The 16,875-nt window shown below is 74.8% G+C and carries 13 protein-coding genes and 1 riboswitch; of the genes, 3 read left to right on the forward strand and 10 right to left on the reverse strand.

Annotation, left to right across the window (positions count from 1 at the left end; genetic code table 11):
• Positions 1-52 precede the first annotated feature (52 nt).
• Positions 53-616, reverse strand: coding sequence for a GNAT family N-acetyltransferase (locus ABTZ91_RS20980; protein WP_352078690.1), 564 nt, complete (start codon positions 614-616; stop codon positions 53-55).
• Positions 613-3,066 carry a penicillin acylase family protein gene (locus ABTZ91_RS20985; RefSeq protein WP_352078691.1) on the reverse strand — a complete coding sequence of 818 codons (2,454 nt, stop codon included), beginning with the start codon at positions 3,064-3,066 and terminating at the stop codon, positions 613-615. The genes ABTZ91_RS20980 and ABTZ91_RS20985 overlap by 4 nt, the downstream gene beginning before the upstream one ends.
• 362 nt (positions 3,067-3,428) lie before the next feature.
• Between ABTZ91_RS20985 and ABTZ91_RS20990 the strand changes: the two genes are divergently transcribed.
• Positions 3,429-4,424 carry an SCO1860 family LAETG-anchored protein gene (locus ABTZ91_RS20990; protein WP_352078692.1) on the forward strand — a complete coding sequence of 332 codons (996 nt, stop codon included), beginning with the start codon at positions 3,429-3,431 and terminating at the stop codon, positions 4,422-4,424.
• Between the two features lie 93 nt (positions 4,425-4,517).
• Here ABTZ91_RS20990 and cobC read toward each other — a convergent pair whose 3' ends face one another.
• Positions 4,518-6,068 (reverse strand): Rv2231c family pyridoxal phosphate-dependent protein CobC, encoded by a 1,551-nt coding sequence (cobC, locus tag ABTZ91_RS20995; protein WP_352078760.1) that lies wholly within the window; start codon positions 6,066-6,068, stop codon positions 4,518-4,520.
• A gap of 54 nt (positions 6,069-6,122) precedes the next feature.
• Between cobC and ABTZ91_RS21000 the strand changes: the two genes are divergently transcribed.
• Positions 6,123-6,851 carry a ZIP family metal transporter gene (locus ABTZ91_RS21000; RefSeq protein ID WP_352078693.1) on the forward strand — a complete coding sequence of 243 codons (729 nt, stop codon included), beginning with the start codon at positions 6,123-6,125 and terminating at the stop codon, positions 6,849-6,851.
• Between the two features lie 2 nt (positions 6,852-6,853).
• Here the strand turns inward: ABTZ91_RS21000 and ABTZ91_RS21005 are convergent, their stop codons facing one another.
• The 7 genes from ABTZ91_RS21005 to ABTZ91_RS21035 form a co-directional block, all read right to left on the reverse strand.
• Complete coding sequence (locus tag ABTZ91_RS21005; protein WP_352078694.1) at positions 6,854-8,212, reverse strand: cobyrinate a,c-diamide synthase; 1,359 nt, start codon at positions 8,210-8,212, stop codon at positions 6,854-6,856.
• Positions 8,206-8,814 carry a cob(I)yrinic acid a,c-diamide adenosyltransferase gene (cobO, locus tag ABTZ91_RS21010; RefSeq protein WP_352078695.1) on the reverse strand — a complete coding sequence of 203 codons (609 nt, stop codon included), beginning with the start codon at positions 8,812-8,814 and terminating at the stop codon, positions 8,206-8,208. The genes ABTZ91_RS21005 and cobO overlap by 7 nt, the downstream gene beginning before the upstream one ends.
• Positions 8,814-10,886 carry a putative cobaltochelatase gene (locus ABTZ91_RS21015; protein ID WP_352078696.1) on the reverse strand — a complete coding sequence of 691 codons (2,073 nt, stop codon included), beginning with the start codon at positions 10,884-10,886 and terminating at the stop codon, positions 8,814-8,816. Before ABTZ91_RS21015 ends, cobO begins: the two co-directional genes overlap by 1 nt.
• Positions 10,887-10,956: 70 nt before the next feature.
• Positions 10,957-12,465 carry a cobyric acid synthase gene (locus ABTZ91_RS21020; protein ID WP_352078697.1) on the reverse strand — a complete coding sequence of 503 codons (1,509 nt, stop codon included), beginning with the start codon at positions 12,463-12,465 and terminating at the stop codon, positions 10,957-10,959.
• A complete protein-coding gene (locus ABTZ91_RS21025; RefSeq protein ID WP_352078698.1) occupies positions 12,462-13,436 on the reverse strand; it encodes a cobalamin biosynthesis protein in 975 nt (324 codons plus the stop codon). The genes ABTZ91_RS21020 and ABTZ91_RS21025 overlap by 4 nt, the downstream gene beginning before the upstream one ends.
• 54 nt (positions 13,437-13,490) lie before the next feature.
• A riboswitch (cobalamin riboswitch) is annotated at positions 13,491-13,564 on the reverse strand.
• Between the two features lie 159 nt (positions 13,565-13,723).
• Positions 13,724-13,945, reverse strand: coding sequence for a hypothetical protein (locus tag ABTZ91_RS21030; protein ID WP_352078699.1), 222 nt, complete (start codon positions 13,943-13,945; stop codon positions 13,724-13,726).
• Between the two features lie 25 nt (positions 13,946-13,970).
• A complete protein-coding gene (locus tag ABTZ91_RS21035; protein ID WP_352078700.1) occupies positions 13,971-15,233 on the reverse strand; it encodes an inorganic phosphate transporter in 1,263 nt (420 codons plus the stop codon).
• A 335-nt stretch (positions 15,234-15,568) separates the two neighbouring features.
• Between ABTZ91_RS21035 and ABTZ91_RS21040 the strand changes: the two genes are divergently transcribed.
• The gene (locus ABTZ91_RS21040) at positions 15,569-16,696 is read left to right on the forward strand and encodes a hypothetical protein (RefSeq protein WP_352078701.1); all 1,128 of its coding nucleotides are present in this window, start codon (positions 15,569-15,571) and stop codon (positions 16,694-16,696) included.
• Positions 16,697-16,875 lie beyond the last annotated feature (179 nt).

Here is a 16,875-nt window from a genome sequence, read left to right on the forward strand (position 1 = left end):
CCGCCCTCGTCGGCCGCCGGGCGGGGGCGGGACCCGCGAGGAGAGACGCCCCTCAGGCGCGGGAGAAGAACGCGAGGCGCGCCTTCTTCTCCGGGATGAAGACCTCCGGCAGGTCCACCTCCGGCAGCACGACCTCCGGACCCAGCTCGAACCCGGCCCGTACGAGCCGGGCGATCGCCTTGTCGTTGGCGGCGTCCGGCTCGCCCACGATCCGGGTGCGGCCGGTCAGCGCGAAGTCGATCAGGGCCGTGAGCAGGCTCTCGGTGAAGCCCCGCTCCGGCGCGGACGACGGCCCGACGAACAGGTGCACGCCGATGTCCCCCGGCCGTACCTCGTAGCACTCGGAGACCCGGTCGGCCTCGGGGTCGTACGTCTGGAAGAGCGCGACCGGCACGTCGTCGCGGTGCACCAGGAAACCGTGGTGGGTGGTGAGCGAGTCGAGGTGCGCGTAGATCTCCCGCACCTGCTCGACGGTGGTGCCGTTCATGCCCCAGAAGCGGGCGCGCTCCTCGTTCACCCAGGCGTGGAGGAGCGGGGCGTCGCGCTCGGGGTCGACGCGGTCGACCCGGACGGTGCCGAAGCCCTCGACGGTCCGGACGTACTCGGTTCTGCTCATGCGGTTTCCTTGGTGAGGTGGTTCCAGTCGGTGGTGACGGGGGCGAGCTCGCCCCGCAGCCACAGGGGGAGCTGATCGCGGTGGTGCGGGTCGCCGGCCACTCCGGAGGCGCCGAACGGCACGACCCACAGGCTCCGGTCGCGGTCGGCGAGATCCCAGACGTAGCGGGCGGCCGAGGCGCGGGCGCTGCGGTCGGTGAACCCGGGCACGCTGGAGGTGGACAGCACGCAGTCGTGGTCGCCGCCGAGCCCCGGCCACTGGTCGTCGTCCTCGTCCGGCAGGGCCTGCCAGGGCGCCAGCCGGTGCGTCACCCCCCACGCGGGCGGGGTGCGGCCGGCCGTGACCTCCGCGCCGATCTCCTCCAGCGCCTCACCGACGATCCGCGCCACGTCCGCGGCCGGCACCGGCCCGGACACGAGCAGCGTCTCCAGGGCGAACGCGACCCGGGGGCCGAGGGCCAGCCAGGGCTGGAACAGGGCGGGGTACGGGGCCGGTTGGCGCAGCTCCGCGAAGACCTCGTGCCCTGCGAGGCGCCGTACGACCGCCCCGCGCACCGCCGCGTACAGCCCGGCGTCGGTGCTGTCGGCGGCCATCCGCCGGTCCCAGCCGAGCAGCCGCTCGCGCACCGCGCGGGCGGCGGGGGACAGCTCGCCGTCCCCCGTCCTCCGCACCGCGTCGAGCAGCCGGCGCGCGGACGGGTTGTCGGTGTCGGTGTGGACGGCGGCCGTCGCGGCGGGCGTCCAGGACGAGGAGGCGTCGAGCAGCGCGGCGATCCGCCCGGCCCGGTGCGGCGGCGCGAACTCGACGCCCAGCGGTGCGGCGAGCCCGCGCGCGTTCGCCATCACGGCGTAGCCGTCCACCTCGGCCCTCGGCATCTCCCGGCCCCGCGGCTCCCACGCGTGGTCCGCCTCCCACGCCGGTACGACCCGCAGCTGGTTGGCCCGGTCGCGTACGGGCACGTATCCGGCGACCCGGTGCAGCAGGCCGCCGTCGACGTCGGCGGCCTGCACGACGTTCACCGGCTCGACCCAGCGGTCGAGCGCCCGGTCGACGTCCTCGACGCGGCGCGCCCGCAGCAGCGCGGGCAGCACGGAGAAGCCGAGCTCACCGGTGACCCGGGGCGGGCAGCGCAGGCTGATCGCCTCCCACTCGGCACCCGGGGCACCACCCGGGACGCCCGGGGCACCCTCGACGCCCTGGATGCCCTCGGTGTACGCGGCACCCTCGGCATCCTGGACGCCCTCGGTGTACGTGGCGGCCTTGGCCCCCTCGCCGTCCTGGACGCCTTCGGCGTACGCGGTACCCTCGGCATCCTGGATGCCTTCGGCGTCCCCGGCGGCCCCGGTACCCCCGGCACCCTCGGCCTCCGACAAGGTGGCCGGCGAGGCGACCGGCCCGGCCTCCGGAGCGCCCGCTCCGCTCGGGACCCGGCCCCCGTCGGCGGCTCCGTCCCCGTCCGCGTCCCCGACCGGGGCGACGTCCGGGGTGCCGCCCGGCGCCCCGCCCGCCGGGCCCTCCGCGCCGATGATCACCGGTCCGCGGGCCGTCTCGATCACCTCGATCGCGACCGGCTCGGGCAGGCCCTTCACGTGGACCGTCTCCGTGTGCGCCGTGGCCGGTTCCCAGCCGTCCGGGCCGAGGGCCTCGACCCGGCCGTCGGGGAGGCGGCGGAGGCGTTCGCGGTAGAGGTCCTGGTAGTCGGCCATCGCGTTGGTGATGGCCCAGGCGACCCGGCCGGTGTGGCCGAAGTGGGCGAGGCCGGGCACGCCGGGGACCGCGAGGCCCAGCACGTCGTACTCGGGGCAGGACAGGCGGATCTGCTGGTAGACGCCGGGCGCCTCGATGAAGCGGTGTGGGTCGCCCGCGACGATCGCCGCGCCGCTGGCCGTCCGCGCGCCGGAGACCACCCAGCCGTTGGAGCCGGCCGTCCCGGGGCCGTCCGTGGCGAAGAGCTCCGTCCACTCCTCGCCGAGCGTCCGCGCGACCCGGTCCCGCCACAGCTTGGTGGGGAAGCCGGCGAAGAGGATGTGGGTGGACAACCACACCGCGAGCGGCGTCCACGGCTCCCAGCGGCCCGGCTCCAGACCGGTCGCGGCGAACTCGGGCGCCCGCCGGGCCCCGTCCGCGAGGCCCTCGTTGACCCCGTCCGTGTACGCCCGCACCCATGCCGCCGTCTCCGGGTCGAGCCGGTCGTGGCAGCGGCGCGCGGTGTCGGCCAGCCTGGCCTGCCGGGCGAAGGTGTCCCAGCCGGTCTCCGCCGCACCGAGGAAGGCGGCCGTGGTGCCCTGCGCCCGGTGCCGCTCGACCTCCAGCTGCCAGGCGCGGTCCCGGGCGGTCACGAGGCCCTGGGCGCGGGCCAGTTCGAGGCTGTCGGCGGCGCGCAGATGCGGGACGCCGAAGGCGTCCCGGAAGACCTCGATGCTCACTGCGTACGACCCCGATCCGCTCATCGCTTCTTAGGTTAGGCTGACCTAAATTAATCTACAGGATCGTGGGGATCGGGATCGCGGCGGGTTGACGAGCCGTTACCGCCGTCGGGTGCGGGTCGTTCTCACCCTCCTCACCCCCTCCCAGGTGAGTGCCTTCGCGCCCGCCCGCTCCGCAACGCACGAGGCGCGCGGGAACGCCTGTGCCGAAAGATTCGAATATGAACGCGGAAACCACCCTTTGGAGTGAACTCACGCCGGGTGCCCGCCAGTTCACCCACAGTGCGTAAAGATTCCGGTGTCTCGAGTCGCCGACGCCGCAGTGACCCGCAGTCCCCGTGGCGAGCGGCCGGCGACGCCATGTCTCCTGTGGGGGTTCCACCACCTTGAACAGCAACACCTTCCGCCTGCCCGCACGCCGCACCGCCGCCGCGGCCGCCGTCGCCGCCCTCACCGCCGGACCCCTGGTCCTCGCGGCCCCCGCCGCCCACGCCACGGGCGGCACCGGCGGTACGAACGGCCAGGGCGGCGAAGGCCGCGCCACCGCCGTCGTCCTGCGCACCTCCCTCGACGTCCACCTCCTGAACAAGGCCGTGAGCGTGCCGGTGCGCGCCTCCCTCAACGAGGTCGAGGCCCCGGCCAGCGCCGAGAAGACCGCGCTCAGCGTGAAGGTGCAGGGAGCCGAGGGCGGGCAGCCCGTCGACATCCTGAAGGCGGACGTCGCCACCGCCGAGGCGACCGTGGAGGGCGGCACGGCCAAGGGCCACGTCAACCTCGCCAAGGCCCGCCTCCACGTCCCCGGCCTGCCGCTGCTGTCCCTCGTCGAGCTGGAGAAGGTCACCTCCAAGGCGGTCTGCGAGGCCGGCAAGCGGCCCGTCGCCACATCCAACCTCCTCGGGCACGTCACCGTCCTCGGCAAGAAGACCACCCTGTCGACCGGCGGACAGACCAAGGTGACCGTGCCCGGTGTCGGCGAGGTCGTCCTCGACCTCTCCCGCACCTCCACCACCTCCCGCACCGCCGCCGCCACCGCCCTCGAACTGACGGTGGAGGTCAACCCGCTCCAACTCAACGTCGCCGAGGTCAAGGGCAAGGTCACCCTCGCCGAGGCCACCTGCGTCACCCCGGCCGGCACCCGGCCGAGCGAGCGCCCCAGCGAGCGGCCCTCGCAGCAGCCCTCCGAGCCGCCCACCAAGGAGCCGACCGCCGAGCCCAGCCGCGGCACCGGCGTGCGGCCCCAGACCGGCGCGCCCACCGAGAACCTCGCCGAGACCGGCGGCAGCTCCCTGACCCCGTACCTCGCCGGCGGCGCGGTCCTGCTCCTCGGCGCGGGCGGCGGCGCGCTCGTCCTGGCCCGCGGCCGGGCCCGCGCCCGCGGCTGACCGGCCCGAGGGGGAACGCCAGGGGGAGAAGCAAGGGGCGCGGGGGGTGGTGCCGGCCCGGCACCGCCCCCCGCGCGCGTCCACGGCCCCGGCTCAGCCCAGCAGCAACAGCGCCTGGTCCAGGGCCTGGAGGAAGCGATTCGTCGTCACCCGGTCCCGCACCGCGAGCCGCAGCCAGTTCCGGTCGAGCCCCGGGAAGGTGTCACCGCGCCGGGCCGCGAAGCCGAGCGCCCGCAGCCGGTCCCGTACCGCGTCCGCGCCCTCGATGCGGACCAGAACGAACGGGCCCTCCGCCGCCGCGACCACCCGCACCTCGTCGAACTCCGCGAGCCCCGCGAGCAGATGCGCCCGCTCCACCCCGATCCGGTGCGCCGCGTCCTCCGCCTCCGCGAGCGCCGCCCGCGACATGCACGCCTCGGCCGCCACCAGCGCCGGAGTCGACACCGGCCACAGCGGCTGCACGCGCTCCAGCGCCTCGATCGTCTCCGGCTCGGCCAGCACATAGCCGATCCGCAGGCCCGCGAGACCCCAGGTCTTCGTCAGGCTGCGCAGCACCACCAGACCCGGCACGTCCGTCCGCGAGGCCAGCGACTCCCGCTCGCCCGGCACCGCGTCCATGAACGCCTCGTCGACCACCAGCGTCCGCCCCGGTCGGGCCAGGGAGGCGATTCCGGCCGCCGGATGCAGCACCGACGTCGGATTCGTCGGATTGCCGATCACCACCAGATCCGCGTCCTCGGGCACCGCCGCCGGATCCAGCCGGAAGCCGTCCTCCTCGCGCAGCAGCACCCGCTCCACCTCGTGACCGGCGTCCCGCAGCGCGGCCTCCGGCTCGGTGAACTGCGGATGCACCACCACCGGCCGCCGCGCCGGAAGCGCCCGCGCGAGCAGCACGAAGGCCTCCGCCGCACCCGCCGTCAGCAGCACCCGCCGGGCCGGCAGATCGTGCCGCTCGGCCACCGCCGCCCGCGCCACCCGGCCGTCCGGATAGGCCGCCAGACCGGTCAGCGAAGCGGCGATACGGGCCCGCAGCCACTCCGGCGGCGTGTTCGTCCGCACGTTGACCGCGAGGTCGATCAGCTTCTCGTCCCGCACCTCGGCGTCGCCGTGGTGTCTCAGATCGTGCGCGTCAGCAGATGTTGGGGTGTCCATGGCCGCCGTCGTGTGGGGGGTGGGGATGGGGATGGTGCACGTGGGGGGAGAGGTGAGCTTGCCAGCGATGTACCCGTGGGTCGAGGGCAACAACCGTGTGGTGTGCGCAACTTCGTTCGGATAAAGCGGTACGGAACGGGCGATAGCGCAGGTAGCGCGCCGCGTCTTCCGCTTCGGCACCACCAGCACCGCCCCCGGCCCCGCCCCCCGCAGCGCCGCCGCCTCCGCCACCGAACCCGTCCCCGTCGTCGCCAGCGCGGCGGCCGAGGGATGCGGTACGGCCACGGCCGCGAGCTCCGCGCTCGCGAACGCCCGCACCGGCACCCCGAGCCGCTCCGCCGCCGCCACGATCCCCGGCTCCGCCGCCCGCGCGTCCAGCGTCGCGAGCGCCGCCACGTCCCCGCCGGTCAGCCCCGCCTCCCGCAGGGCCGAGCCCACCAGACCGAGCACCTCCCGGGCCGCGACCCCCGAACGGGCCCCGACTCCGACCACCACCACCGCCGAGCCGAGGCGCGCGCGGGCACCGCGATCCGATAGCAAAGCCCCATGGCTGTCGTCGTCGCGCTCGGCGCGTTCCTCATGACGCTGTTCGGCGGCTGGACGGCCCAGCGCGTCACCGACCGTCGTCACCTCGTCCTCGGCCTCGCCGGCGGCCTCATGCTCGGCGTCGTCGGACTCGACCTGCTGCCCGAGGCCCTGGAGGCCGCGGGCACGCCCGTCTTCGGCGTCCCGGAGGCCCTGCTGCTCTTCGCCGGCGGCTTCCTCTTCGCCCACGTGGTGGAACGCCTCCTCGCCGCCCGCCAGGCCGCACACGGCGCCGAGGCCGGAGACAGGGTCCCGCAGGTCGGACTCACCGCCGCCGCGGCCATGGTGCTGCACAGCCTCATGGACGGCATCGCGCTGGGCGCCGCCTTCCAGGTCGGCGGCGGCATGGGCGCCACCGTCGCCGTCGCCGTCATCACCCACGACTTCGCCGACGGCTTCAACACGTACACGATCACCAGCCTGTACGGGAACGCCCGCCGCAAGGCCGTCGCCATGCTCGTCGCCGACGCCCTCGCCCCGATCGCCGGCGCCGCCTCCACCCTGCTGTTCACCCTTCCGGAGGAACTGCTCGGCTGCTATCTCGGCTTCTTCGGCGGCGCCCTGCTCTACCTCGCGGCCACCGAGATCCTCCCCGAGGCCCACCACGACCACCCCGCCCGCACCACCCTGCTGTGCACGGTCGCGGGCGTGGCCTTCATCTGGCTCGTGGTGGGCCTGTCCGGCGGCTGAGCTCACGCGACCGGCCCGCCCGCGCAGTGCGCCACGAACCGCACGGCGGCCTGCGGAGCCCCAGCCCAGTGCGTGTGCACATAACTCGCGTGCACCCCGCCCCGCACGAAGCCCTCCACCCGGCGCTCCGGCTGCCAGAGCCCCCAGGCCGCCCGCTCGCCCGCACCCGGCTCGATCACCGTCCGGTGGAACTCGTGCCCCCGCATCCGCGTCCCGGACGCCGCCAGCACGCTGTCGCTGACCGCCACCGCGTCCCGGTAGCCCAGGGTGAGGCGGGACGACATCCGCGCGTCGGCGTCCAGCACCCCGCACATCGGCCGCCCGTCCAGCGACCGCGCCAGATACAGCAGCCCGGCACACTCCGCCGCGACAGGAGCCCCCGCCGCGGCGAGCTCCGCCACGGCCTTGCGCAGCGGCTCGTTGGCCGACAGCTCCTCCCCGTACACCTCGGGGAAACCACCGCCGACGACGAGCCCGCTCGTCCCCTCGGGCAGGGCCTCGTCCCGCAGCGGATCGAAGGTGACGACCTCCGCGCCCGCCGCCGTCAACAGCTCCGCGTGCTCCGCGTACGAGAACGTGAACGCCGCACCGCCCGCGACGGCGATCCGAGGCGCCCCCTGGACCGGCGCCGGCACCTCGCCGGCGGCCGACCACGGCGCGCCGCCCAGCTCCGGCGCGCTCCGCGCCAGCGCCAGCAGCGCGTCCAGGTCACACCCGGCCCGCACCTGCTCCGCCTGCGCCGCCACCGCCTCCACGGCCTGCGCCTGCCGCTCCGCCACCGGCACCAGACCCAGGTGCCGCGACGGCGTCTCCACGGCCGGCGCCCGCCGCAGCACACCGAGGACCGGCACGCCCGACTCCTCCAGGGCCTCCCGCAGCAGCGCCTCGTGCCGGTCGGTGGCGACCTTGTTGAGGATCACCCCGCCCAGCCGCACCTCCGGGTCCCACGAGGCGAAGCCGTGCACCAGCGCCGCCACCGAACGCGACTGCGACGAGGCGTCCACGACCAGCACCACCGGCGCCCGCAGCAGCTTCGCCACCTGCGCGGTGGACGCCAGCTCCCCCTGGCCCGCGGCACCGTCGTACAGGCCCATCACACCCTCGACGACCGCCAGGTCGCAGCCCCGGGCCCCGTGCGCGAACAGCGGCGCGATCCGCTCCGTACCGCACATGTACGCGTCCAGATTGCGGCCCGGCCGGCCCGTCGCCAGCGCGTGATAGCCCGGGTCGATGTAGTCGGGGCCGACCTTGTGCGGGGAGACCGCGAGCCCACGGCCCGCGAACGCGGCCATCAGGCCCGTCGCGACCGTGGTCTTGCCCGCGCCCGAGGAGGGCGCGGCGATGACGAGACGTGCTACCACTCGATGCCCCGCTGGCCCTTCTGACCCGCGTCCATCGGGTGCTTCACCTTCGACATGTCGGTCACGAGGTCCGCGAAGTCCATCAGCTCCTGAGGGGCGTTGCGGCCGGTGATGACGACGTGCTGCTGCCCCGGACGGTTCCTCAGCACCTCCACCACCTCGGCGGTGTCGATCCACCCCCAGTGCAGCAGATACGCGAACTCGTCGAGGACGTAGAACTTGTACCGCTCCTCGGCGAGATCCCGCTTGACCTGCTCCCAGCCCTCACGCGCCTTGTCCTCGTGCGACTGCTCGCCCTCGGCGACCTCGCGCTGGATCCAGGACCAGCCCTCGCCCATCTTGTTCCAGACGACCGTGCCGCCCTTGCCCGTCTCCCCGAGCGCCTTGAGCGCGTTCTCCTCGCCCACCCGCCACTTGGCGGACTTGACGAACTGGAACACCCCGATCGGCCAGCCCTGGTTCCAGGCGCGCAGCGCCATGCCGAAGGCGGCCGTCGACTTCCCCTTCCCGATGCCCGTGTGCACCATCACCAGCGCCCGGTTACGACGCTGACGGGTGGTCAGTCCGTCGTCCGGCACGACGGTCGGCTGTCCCTGCGGCACTATGCGGCCCTCCTCGTAGAGCTGTTGCCTTGTACGTTCCTGACGAGCCCGGCGATCGCGTCGGCGCGCAGCTCGTCCAGCGTCACGGCCGTCCCGCCCAGCTCACGGGCCAGGTTCCCGGCGAGACCGAGCCGCACCGGGCCCGACTCGCAGTCCACGACCACCGCGGCCGTGCCCTCGGCGGCGTGCAGCCGCGCGGCCCGGGCCGCGAGCGCCACCGGGTCCTTACCGCCCCCGGTCGCCCGCCCGTCGGTCACCACCACGAGCAGCGGTCGCCGCGAGGGATCCCGCAGCCGCTCCACCCGCAGCACGTCATGGGCCCTCAGCAGCCCGGCCGACAGCGGGGTGCGCCCGCCCGTCGGCAACTTCTCCAGGCGCGCGGCGGCCGCGTCCACGGACGAGGTCGGCGGCAGCGCGACCTCCGCGTCCCGCCCCCGGAAGGTGACCAGACCGACCTTGTCGCGCCGCTGGTACGCGTCGAGCAGCAGCGAGAGCACCGCACCCTTGACGGCGCTCATCCGCTGGCGCGCCGCCATCGAACCCGAGGCGTCCACCACGAACAGGACCAGATTGCCCTCCCGGCCCTCCCGGGTCGCCTGCCGCAGATCGTCCCGGCGCACCACCAGACCCGGGCCCGAGCGGCCCCGCGCCTTCTGATGCGGGGCGGCGGCCTGGACCGTCGCCGCCAGATGCAGCTTGGTCAGCGCGCCCCGGGGCCGGGTGGCACCGGTCGTCCTGCCGTGCGCGGTCCTCGCCCGCGAGCGGCGCCCGGCGGCGCCCTCGCCGAGGCCGGGCACGCTCAGCACCTTCGTACGGAACGGCTCCGCGGCCTTGACGGCGGCGCGCTCACCGGAGCCGGAGCCGGAGCCGCCACCCTGCGGGGCGGACGCCGGCGACTCCTCGGGCGCCGGGGACTGCTCGGGCAGCGAGGACTCCTCGGGCGCCGCGCCGTCGCTCTCGGCCGCCGGCCCCTCGCTCTGCGGCGGAATCCCGCCACCACCGCCACCGCCGGGCCCTCCGTCACCCGGACCGTCGGGCTCCGGGTCCTCGTCCGGCTCCTCGCCCTTGAACTGCTCCAGCGTCTCGTCGAGCTTGTCCTCGTCCAGTCCCGGCGCGTCGAAGGGGGAGCGCCGACGACGGTGGGGGAGCGCCAGCAGGGCCGCCTGCCGTACGTCCTCCGAGGTGACCTCGGTACGCCCGGCCCACGCGGCGAGCGCGGTCGCGGTGCGCGCCATCACGATGTCGGCGCGCATGCCGTCCACCTCGAACGCCGCACAGGTCGCGGCGATCTGCAACAGCGCCGCGTCCCCGAGCACCACCCGCGGCAGCAACTCCCGCGCGGCGACGATCCGCTCCCGCAGCGCGGCCTCCTCCTCGGCCCAGCGCGCGGCGAACCCGGCCGGATCGTCCTCGTACGCGAGCCGCCGCCGCACCACCTCCACCCGCTGCTCGGGCTCCCGCGAGGCGGCGACCTCCACGGTCAGCCCGAACCGGTCGAGCAGCTGCGGCCGCAGCTCGCCCTCCTCGGGATTCATGGTGCCGACGAGCAGGAAACGGGCGGCGTGCCGTACGGAGACGCCTTCGCGCTCGACGTGGGAGGCGCCCATGGCGGCGGCGTCGAGCAGATGGTCGATCAGGTGATCGCTCAGGAGATTGACCTCGTCGACGTACAGGATCCCCCGGTGCGCGGCGGCGAGCAGTCCGGGCTCGAAGGCCTTCACGCCCTCGGAGAGCGCCTTCTCGATGTCGAGGGCACCGACGAGCCGGTCCTCGGAGGCGCCGACGGGCAGCTCGACCATCCGCGCCGCCCTGGCCTTCGGGGAGCCGTCCTCGTGCGGCCCGTCCGGACAGCCCGGGTCCGGCGTGGCGGGATCGCAGCTGAAGCGGCAGTCCGCGACCACGGTGACCTCAGGCAGCAGCTCCGCGAGCGCGCGGACCGCGGTGGACTTGGCCGTGCCCTTCTCGCCCCGGACGAGGACGCCGCCCACCGCCGGACTGACCGCGTTCAGCAGCAACGCCAGCCGCAGGTCGTCCATGCCGACGACGGCGGTGAACGGATACCGGGTGCTCATCGGGTCTTCCTTCTCTCGAGTCCACTTCGCTGACAAACCACCGGCCCCGCCGTCCGGCGCAGCCGCCCCCTCACGGCGCCCCCGGCGGCACGAACGGCAGCCCCTTTGGCGCGCCCTTCTCGATCAGCCGCAGCAGCGCGTCCGTGTCCGCGTGTTCCTCGATCAGGTCGCCGAGGCGGTCGAGCTGTTCCTCGCGCAGCGCGCCGAACGAGGTGTCCGGGGCCGGCACGAAACGCCGGCCCGCGGCCGCCGCGACCTCGCGGAGGAACGCCCGGCGGAAGCCGTCGCTCTCCAGGGAGCCGTGCCAGTGGGTGCCCCAGACCGCACCCACGCGGCAGCCGTCGAGGAACGCCTCGCCGCCGAGGACGTCGGCCACGCCGTGGTGGATCTCGTAACCCTCGACCGGCTCGCCGAGCGCCTCGCCGACCGGCCGGGCCAGCGTCTTCTCTGGCGCGAACCGCACCCGTACGGGCAGCAGTCCGAGCCCGTCGACCGTGCCCGCCTTCGACTCGACCTCGTCGTCGATGCGCTCGCCGAGCGCCTGGAAGCCGCCGCAGATGCCGAGCACCGGACGGCCCTCGGCGGCGCGCCGCGCCAGCGCGTCCGCGAGGCCCCGCTCGCGCAGCCAGGCCAGCGCCTTCACCGTGCCCCGGGTGCCGGGGACGACGACCAGGTCCGCGTCGACGAGCTCCTCGGGGCGGTCGACGAACCGCACGACGACCCCCGGTTCGGCGGCGAGCGCGTCCACGTCGGTGAAGTTGGACATCAGCGGTACGGCGCAGACGGCGACCCTCAGCACGTCCGCGCCGAGCGGCGGCGCCACCACGGACTCGCGCACCGCGCCCCGCAGCGAGACGCGCAGGCCGTCCTCCTCGTCGATGCCGAGCCCGTGCGCGTACGGCAGGACACCGAAGGTACGGCGCCCGGTGAGGTCGTGGAGCATGTCGAGGCCCGGTTCGAGCAGGGTGACGTCGCCCCGGAACTTGTTCACCAGGTATCCGGCGACCAGCGCCTGGTCCTCCGGCGCGAGGAGCGCCGTCGTCCCGAAGAACTGGGCGAAGACCCCGCCCCGGTCGATGTCGCCGACCACCACGACGGGCAGCTTCGCGGCCCGCGCGATGCCCATGTTGACGATGTCGGTGCGCCGCAGGTTGATCTCGGCGGGGCTGCCCGCGCCCTCGCAGATCACCGCGTCGTACGTGCTCCGCAGGTCCTCCAGGCACGCGAGGACGGGCTCGAACAGCTCACGCTGCCGACCCCCGTGGTAACCGCGGGCGCTCAGCTCGCCGACCGGCTTGCCCATGAGCACGACCTGGCTGGAACGGTCGCTTCCGGGCTTGAGCAGCACCGGGTTCATCAGGGCGGTCGGCTCCACGCGGGCGGCCTGCGCCTGCATGGCCTGCGCCCGCCCGATCTCCGCGCCCTCCCTCGTCACGAAGGAGTTCAGGGACATGTTCTGGCCCTTGAACGGCGCCACCTTGACGCCCTGCCGGACCAGCCACCGGCAGATGCCGGCCGTGACGACGCTCTTGCCCGCGTCCGACGTGGTCCCGGCGACCAGCAGCCCCCCGCCCGTCATGCGTACCTCCGCTTCACCGCGTTGTTAAGGATCCGGCCGCCCACGCAGGCGGCCAGGGTCAGCCAGGTCACCCGGCGGGACAGCCGTACGGCCCGGTCGATGTCGGCCACCTCGACGGCCCGGCCCTCCCCGTTGAGCACGGGCCGGTGCTCGACCCGTCCGCCGTACGAGAGGGTCCCGCCGAGCCGTACGCCGAGCGCACCGGCGAAGGCTGCCTCCACCGGGCCGGCGTTGGGGCTCGGGTGCTTCGTGGCGTCGGCCCGCCAGGCGCGCAGCGCGCCCCCGGGGTTTCCGCCCGCCACGGTGGCGAGTACGGCGGTGAGCCGGGCGCCCGGCCAGCCGGCGAGGTCGTCGAGGCGGGCCGAGGCCCAGCCGAAGCGCCGGTAGCGGGGGGACTTGTGGCCGACCATCGCGTCCATGGTGTTCACCGCCCGGAAGCCGAGCAGGCCGGGCACACCGGCGACGGCGCCCCAGAAGAGGGCGCCCACGACGGCGTCCGAGGTGTTCTCGGCGACCGACTCGACGACCGCGCGGGCCATCGCGGGCCCGTCCAGGGACTGCGGGTCGCGGCCGCACAGATGGGGCAGCCGCTCGCGCGCCACCTCCAGGTCGCCGGCCGCGAGCGCCCCGCCGATCGCGCGGGCCTCACGGCCGAGCGTCGTCCCCCCGACGACGGCCCACACGGAGGCGGCGGTCAGGGCGACGGAGGCGGCGCGGCTGCCCCGTACCGTACGGGCGGCGAGGGCGCCGAGCGCCACGGTGGTGCCGGCGCAGACGGCGGTGTGCAGGGCGCCCCGGCCGCGGTGGTCGGCGTGGAGGCGCTTCTCGACCGCGGCCGCCGCCCGGCCGAAGGCGGCGACGGGGTGGCCGCGGCGGGGGTCGCCGAGGAGCAGATCGACGGCGAGGCCGGCGGCCGCTCCGTAGGCGTAGACACGGGTGGTGCCGGGAACTCGGGGGCCGCGGCCGGGCATGGCGCTGTGTCCTCACTCAGGGTCCGCGCCCTGGATCGACGTGACCGGCGGCGAGAGTTCCTGACTCCCGGCCCCGCGGGGCCGGTCACAGTGGCGGGACCGCGCCGGATTCGCACCGGGCTTCCTCTCCATTGCCGCCGTACTGGCCTCGGCAGTCCACCACGCCCCGCGAACAGCCGTCAACTCACCCTTGACCTGCGGCGGGTCACTGTGCGAAGCACCACAAACACGACGGCCGGGCGGCCCGCACCCCAGGTGCGGACCGCCCGGCCGTCACGGTCGCCGGGTCAGGCGACGATCAGATAGATGCCGTACGCCACGGCCGCCGCGCACAGCGCGAAGCAGGCGTAGGCGCCGGTGCGGGCCAGGGCGGCGGAGCCGCCGTTCGCCGAGGCCTGCTCCTGCTTGGAGAGGCCCACGATGCCGAGCGTGAACAGGCCCACGAGGGCGACGGTCGCCACGAGGCTGACTCCGAAGACGGAGCCGAGAGCTGCCCAGTCGATCTTCATGCGGTTGCTTTCCTGTTCCTCTTGCTCAGACCGCGGCCGGGGCCGGGGGAGCGGTCGGGTCCGCCGTGCCGGGCGCGGGGATGGTGGCCTTCAGGTCCTCGTCCGTGACGGCGGCGACGGAGCCGGCCGGCGGCGGGGTGACCGCCGCGATGGCGGTGGTGACGACGCCGGCGGGCTCGGCCTCGGTCTCGACGTCGTTGACGTTGGTGTGGTCGACCACCTGGCGGCGGGAGACGAGCCAGATCGCGAGGCAGGAGGCGACCAGGAAGCCCGCGACGGTGTAGACGCCCCAGTCGCCCTGGCGGGCGACGTACTCGGCGCCCGCGCCGACCAGGCCGGCGGCCGGCAGGGTCAGGCCCCAGGCGACGAACATCCGGGTGGCCGTCGACCAGCGCACGACACCGCCCTTGCGGCCCAGGCCCGCGCCCATGACGGCGCCGGAGCAGGAGTGCGTGGTGGAGAGGGAGAAGCCGAGGTTCGAGGAGGCCAGGATGACCGTGGCCGCGCTGGTCTGGGCGGCGAAGCCCTGCTGCGGCTGGAGGTCGGTCAGGCCCTTGCCCATCGTGCGGATGATGCGCCAGCCGCCGAGGTAGGTGCCGAGCGCGATCGCCACACCGGCGGAGACGATGACCCAGACCGGCGGGTTGGAGCCGGGCGCGAGGGTGCCGCCGGCGACCAGGGCGAGGGTGATGATGCCCATGGTCTTCTGCGCGTCGTTGGTGCCGTGGGCGAGGGAGACGAGACCGGCGGAGGCGATCTGGCCGGCCCGGTAGCCCTTCGCGGTCGTCTTGGCGTCCGCGTTGCGGTCGAGGCGGTACGTCAGCCGGGCGGCGAGCATCGCGGCCAGGCCGGCGACCAGCGGGGCGGCGATCGCGGGGAGGAGCACCTTGGTGACGACGACGCCGCCGTTGACGCCGCTGAGGCCGATCGAGGCGACGGTCGCGCCGATGAGGCCGCCCATCAGGGCGTGGGAGGAGCTGGAGGGCAGACCGACCAGCCAGGTCAGCAGGTTCCACAGGATCGCGCCGACGAGCGCGGCGAGGATCACTTCGGGCTGGATGCCCTCTTCGTTGACCAGTCCCTTGGAGATCGTGTTGGCGACCTCCACCGAGAGGAACGCGCCGACCAGGTTCAGCACGGCGGACATGGCCACCGCCGTCTTGGGCTTGAGTGCACCGGTCGAGATGGTCGTCGCCATCGCGTTGGCGGTGTCGTGGAAACCGTTCGTGAAATCGAACACGAGAGCTGTCACGACCACAATCGCGAGCAGCAGCGTGATGTGTTCCATTTACCCAGGCAATCGTTTGACGTCAGTGGCTCGTCGAACGTAGGCAACCTGGGTGAACGGAAGATGAACTGGGCCGGGCGGCGTGGTGTCCCGAACCGGGGTCGAGAGATTCCGCTTACGGGTTCGGAGGGCCCCTGTCCACGATGCGGTCACCCCTGGACCCCGGGTAATCCGTGCGGTTCCGGCACGGAGCCGACCCCGGCCCCGGCCACCCGTCCCACCCCGTATCGCCCTGTGGACCGCTTCAGCCGCACGGAGGACCCCGGCAGGTGACCCACGTCACTCGAAAGGGCCGCCCGGTGGCAGGGCGCGGCCCGGCTGCGGACACTGGGAGCGTGCGCCCGGCTACAGCGACGGCAGCGGCCGTCACCACAGTGATCGGTCTCGGCGCGGCCGCGGTGGCGGTCGGCCGGTACGCCAGCGACGCCGCCCTCGGGGTGCCGTCCGGACGCCCCTTCCCCGGCGACCCCAGACTCACCGTGCACGCCACCGGACCCGGCCGGATCACCCTCACCCGGAGCCTCGCCTCGCTGCGGCCGGGCACGTACGGCATCGAGGCCGAGGGGCTGCACGCCGTCGTCGGGCCCGTCCTCGACCGGGTGCCGCACACCGCCGACACGGTGGTGCGCCGGCTCGAACGGGTCGAGCTCGGCGCCCTCGCCCCCGGCGACCGCGTCCGCCTCACCCCGCAGCTGCACCGCGGCACCCCCGAGACCGCCCTCGGCCTGCCGTACGAGGAGGCCGAGATCCCCGGCGAGCTCGGCACCCTGCCCGCCTGGGTCGTGCCCGGACCCCGCTCCACCTGGGTGATCGCCCTGCACGGCCTCGGCACCACCCGGGAGCACCCGCTCAACCTGCTCCCCTTCTTCCACCGCCGGCAGATCCCCGTCCTCGTGCCCGCCTACCGGGGCGACCGGGGCGCGCCGCCCGCGCCCGACGGGCTCGGCCACCTCGGCGACTCCGAATGGCGCGACGTCGACGCCGCCGTCCGCTACGCGGTCCGGCGCGGGGCCGCGAACGTCGTCCTGTACGGCTGGGGCACCGGCGCCGCCATGGCCCTGCACGCCGCCGCGAGCTCCGGGGTACGCGACCGGATCCGCGGCCTGGTCCTCGACTCCCCGGTCCTCGACTGGGAGGCCACCCTCCGCAACCTGGCCTCCGCCCGCCGCGTACCCGGCCTCCTCCTCCCGCTCGTCGTCCGCGCCGCCCAAGGCAGGACCGGCCTCCACGGCGACCGCCTCCAGGAGGCCGCCGACCCCCACGCCCTGCGCGTCCCCACCCTGCTCTTCCACGGCCCCGACGACACCCTCGCCCCCTGGGCCGGCAGCCGCCGCCTGGCCGAACTCCGCCCCGACCTGGTCACCCTCACGACGGTCCTCCAGGCCCCCCACGCGGCGATGTGGAACGCGGACCCCCTGCGCTACGAGGAAGCCCTACGGCGCTTCCTGACCCCGCTGGTCTGAGCCCCGGGCCTTCCTTCCCCGGGGCCAGGGGCGGGCGGGCGCCCGCCCTCCCGGACCCGGGCCGGCCCGGCCGCCTCCCGGTCCTGGGCGGCGGCACGGCAGGCATTCCGGGCGGGCGCGGCCCTCGGACGTCCCGCTGGATCGTCGCGTCCAGCGGCAGCAGGCACGTCCGGCCGGCG

It is taken from the genome of Streptomyces sp. NPDC126499 (genome assembly GCF_040302485.1).
Taxonomy (GTDB): domain Bacteria; phylum Actinomycetota; class Actinomycetes; order Streptomycetales; family Streptomycetaceae; genus Streptomyces.

Coding starts and splice junctions, on each gene's coding strand:
- ABTZ91_RS20980 (WP_352078690.1), bottom strand. CDS start 616: ATGAGCAGAACCGAGTACGTCCGGACCGTCGAGGGCTTCGGCACCGTC.
- ABTZ91_RS20985 (WP_352078691.1), bottom strand. CDS start 3,066: ATGAGCGGATCGGGGTCGTACGCAGTGAGCATCGAGGTCTTCCGGGAC.
- ABTZ91_RS21000 (WP_352078693.1), top strand. CDS start 6,123: ATGGCTGTCGTCGTCGCGCTCGGCGCGTTCCTCATGACGCTGTTCGGC.
- ABTZ91_RS21015 (WP_352078696.1), bottom strand. CDS start 10,886: ATGAGCACCCGGTATCCGTTCACCGCCGTCGTCGGCATGGACGACCTG.
- ABTZ91_RS21020 (WP_352078697.1), bottom strand. CDS start 12,465: ATGACGGGCGGGGGGCTGCTGGTCGCCGGGACCACGTCGGACGCGGGC.
- ABTZ91_RS21025 (WP_352078698.1), bottom strand. CDS start 13,436: ATGCCCGGCCGCGGCCCCCGAGTTCCCGGCACCACCCGTGTCTACGCC.
- ABTZ91_RS21030 (WP_352078699.1), bottom strand. CDS start 13,945: ATGAAGATCGACTGGGCAGCTCTCGGCTCCGTCTTCGGAGTCAGCCTC.
- ABTZ91_RS21035 (WP_352078700.1), bottom strand. CDS start 15,233: ATGGAACACATCACGCTGCTGCTCGCGATTGTGGTCGTGACAGCTCTC.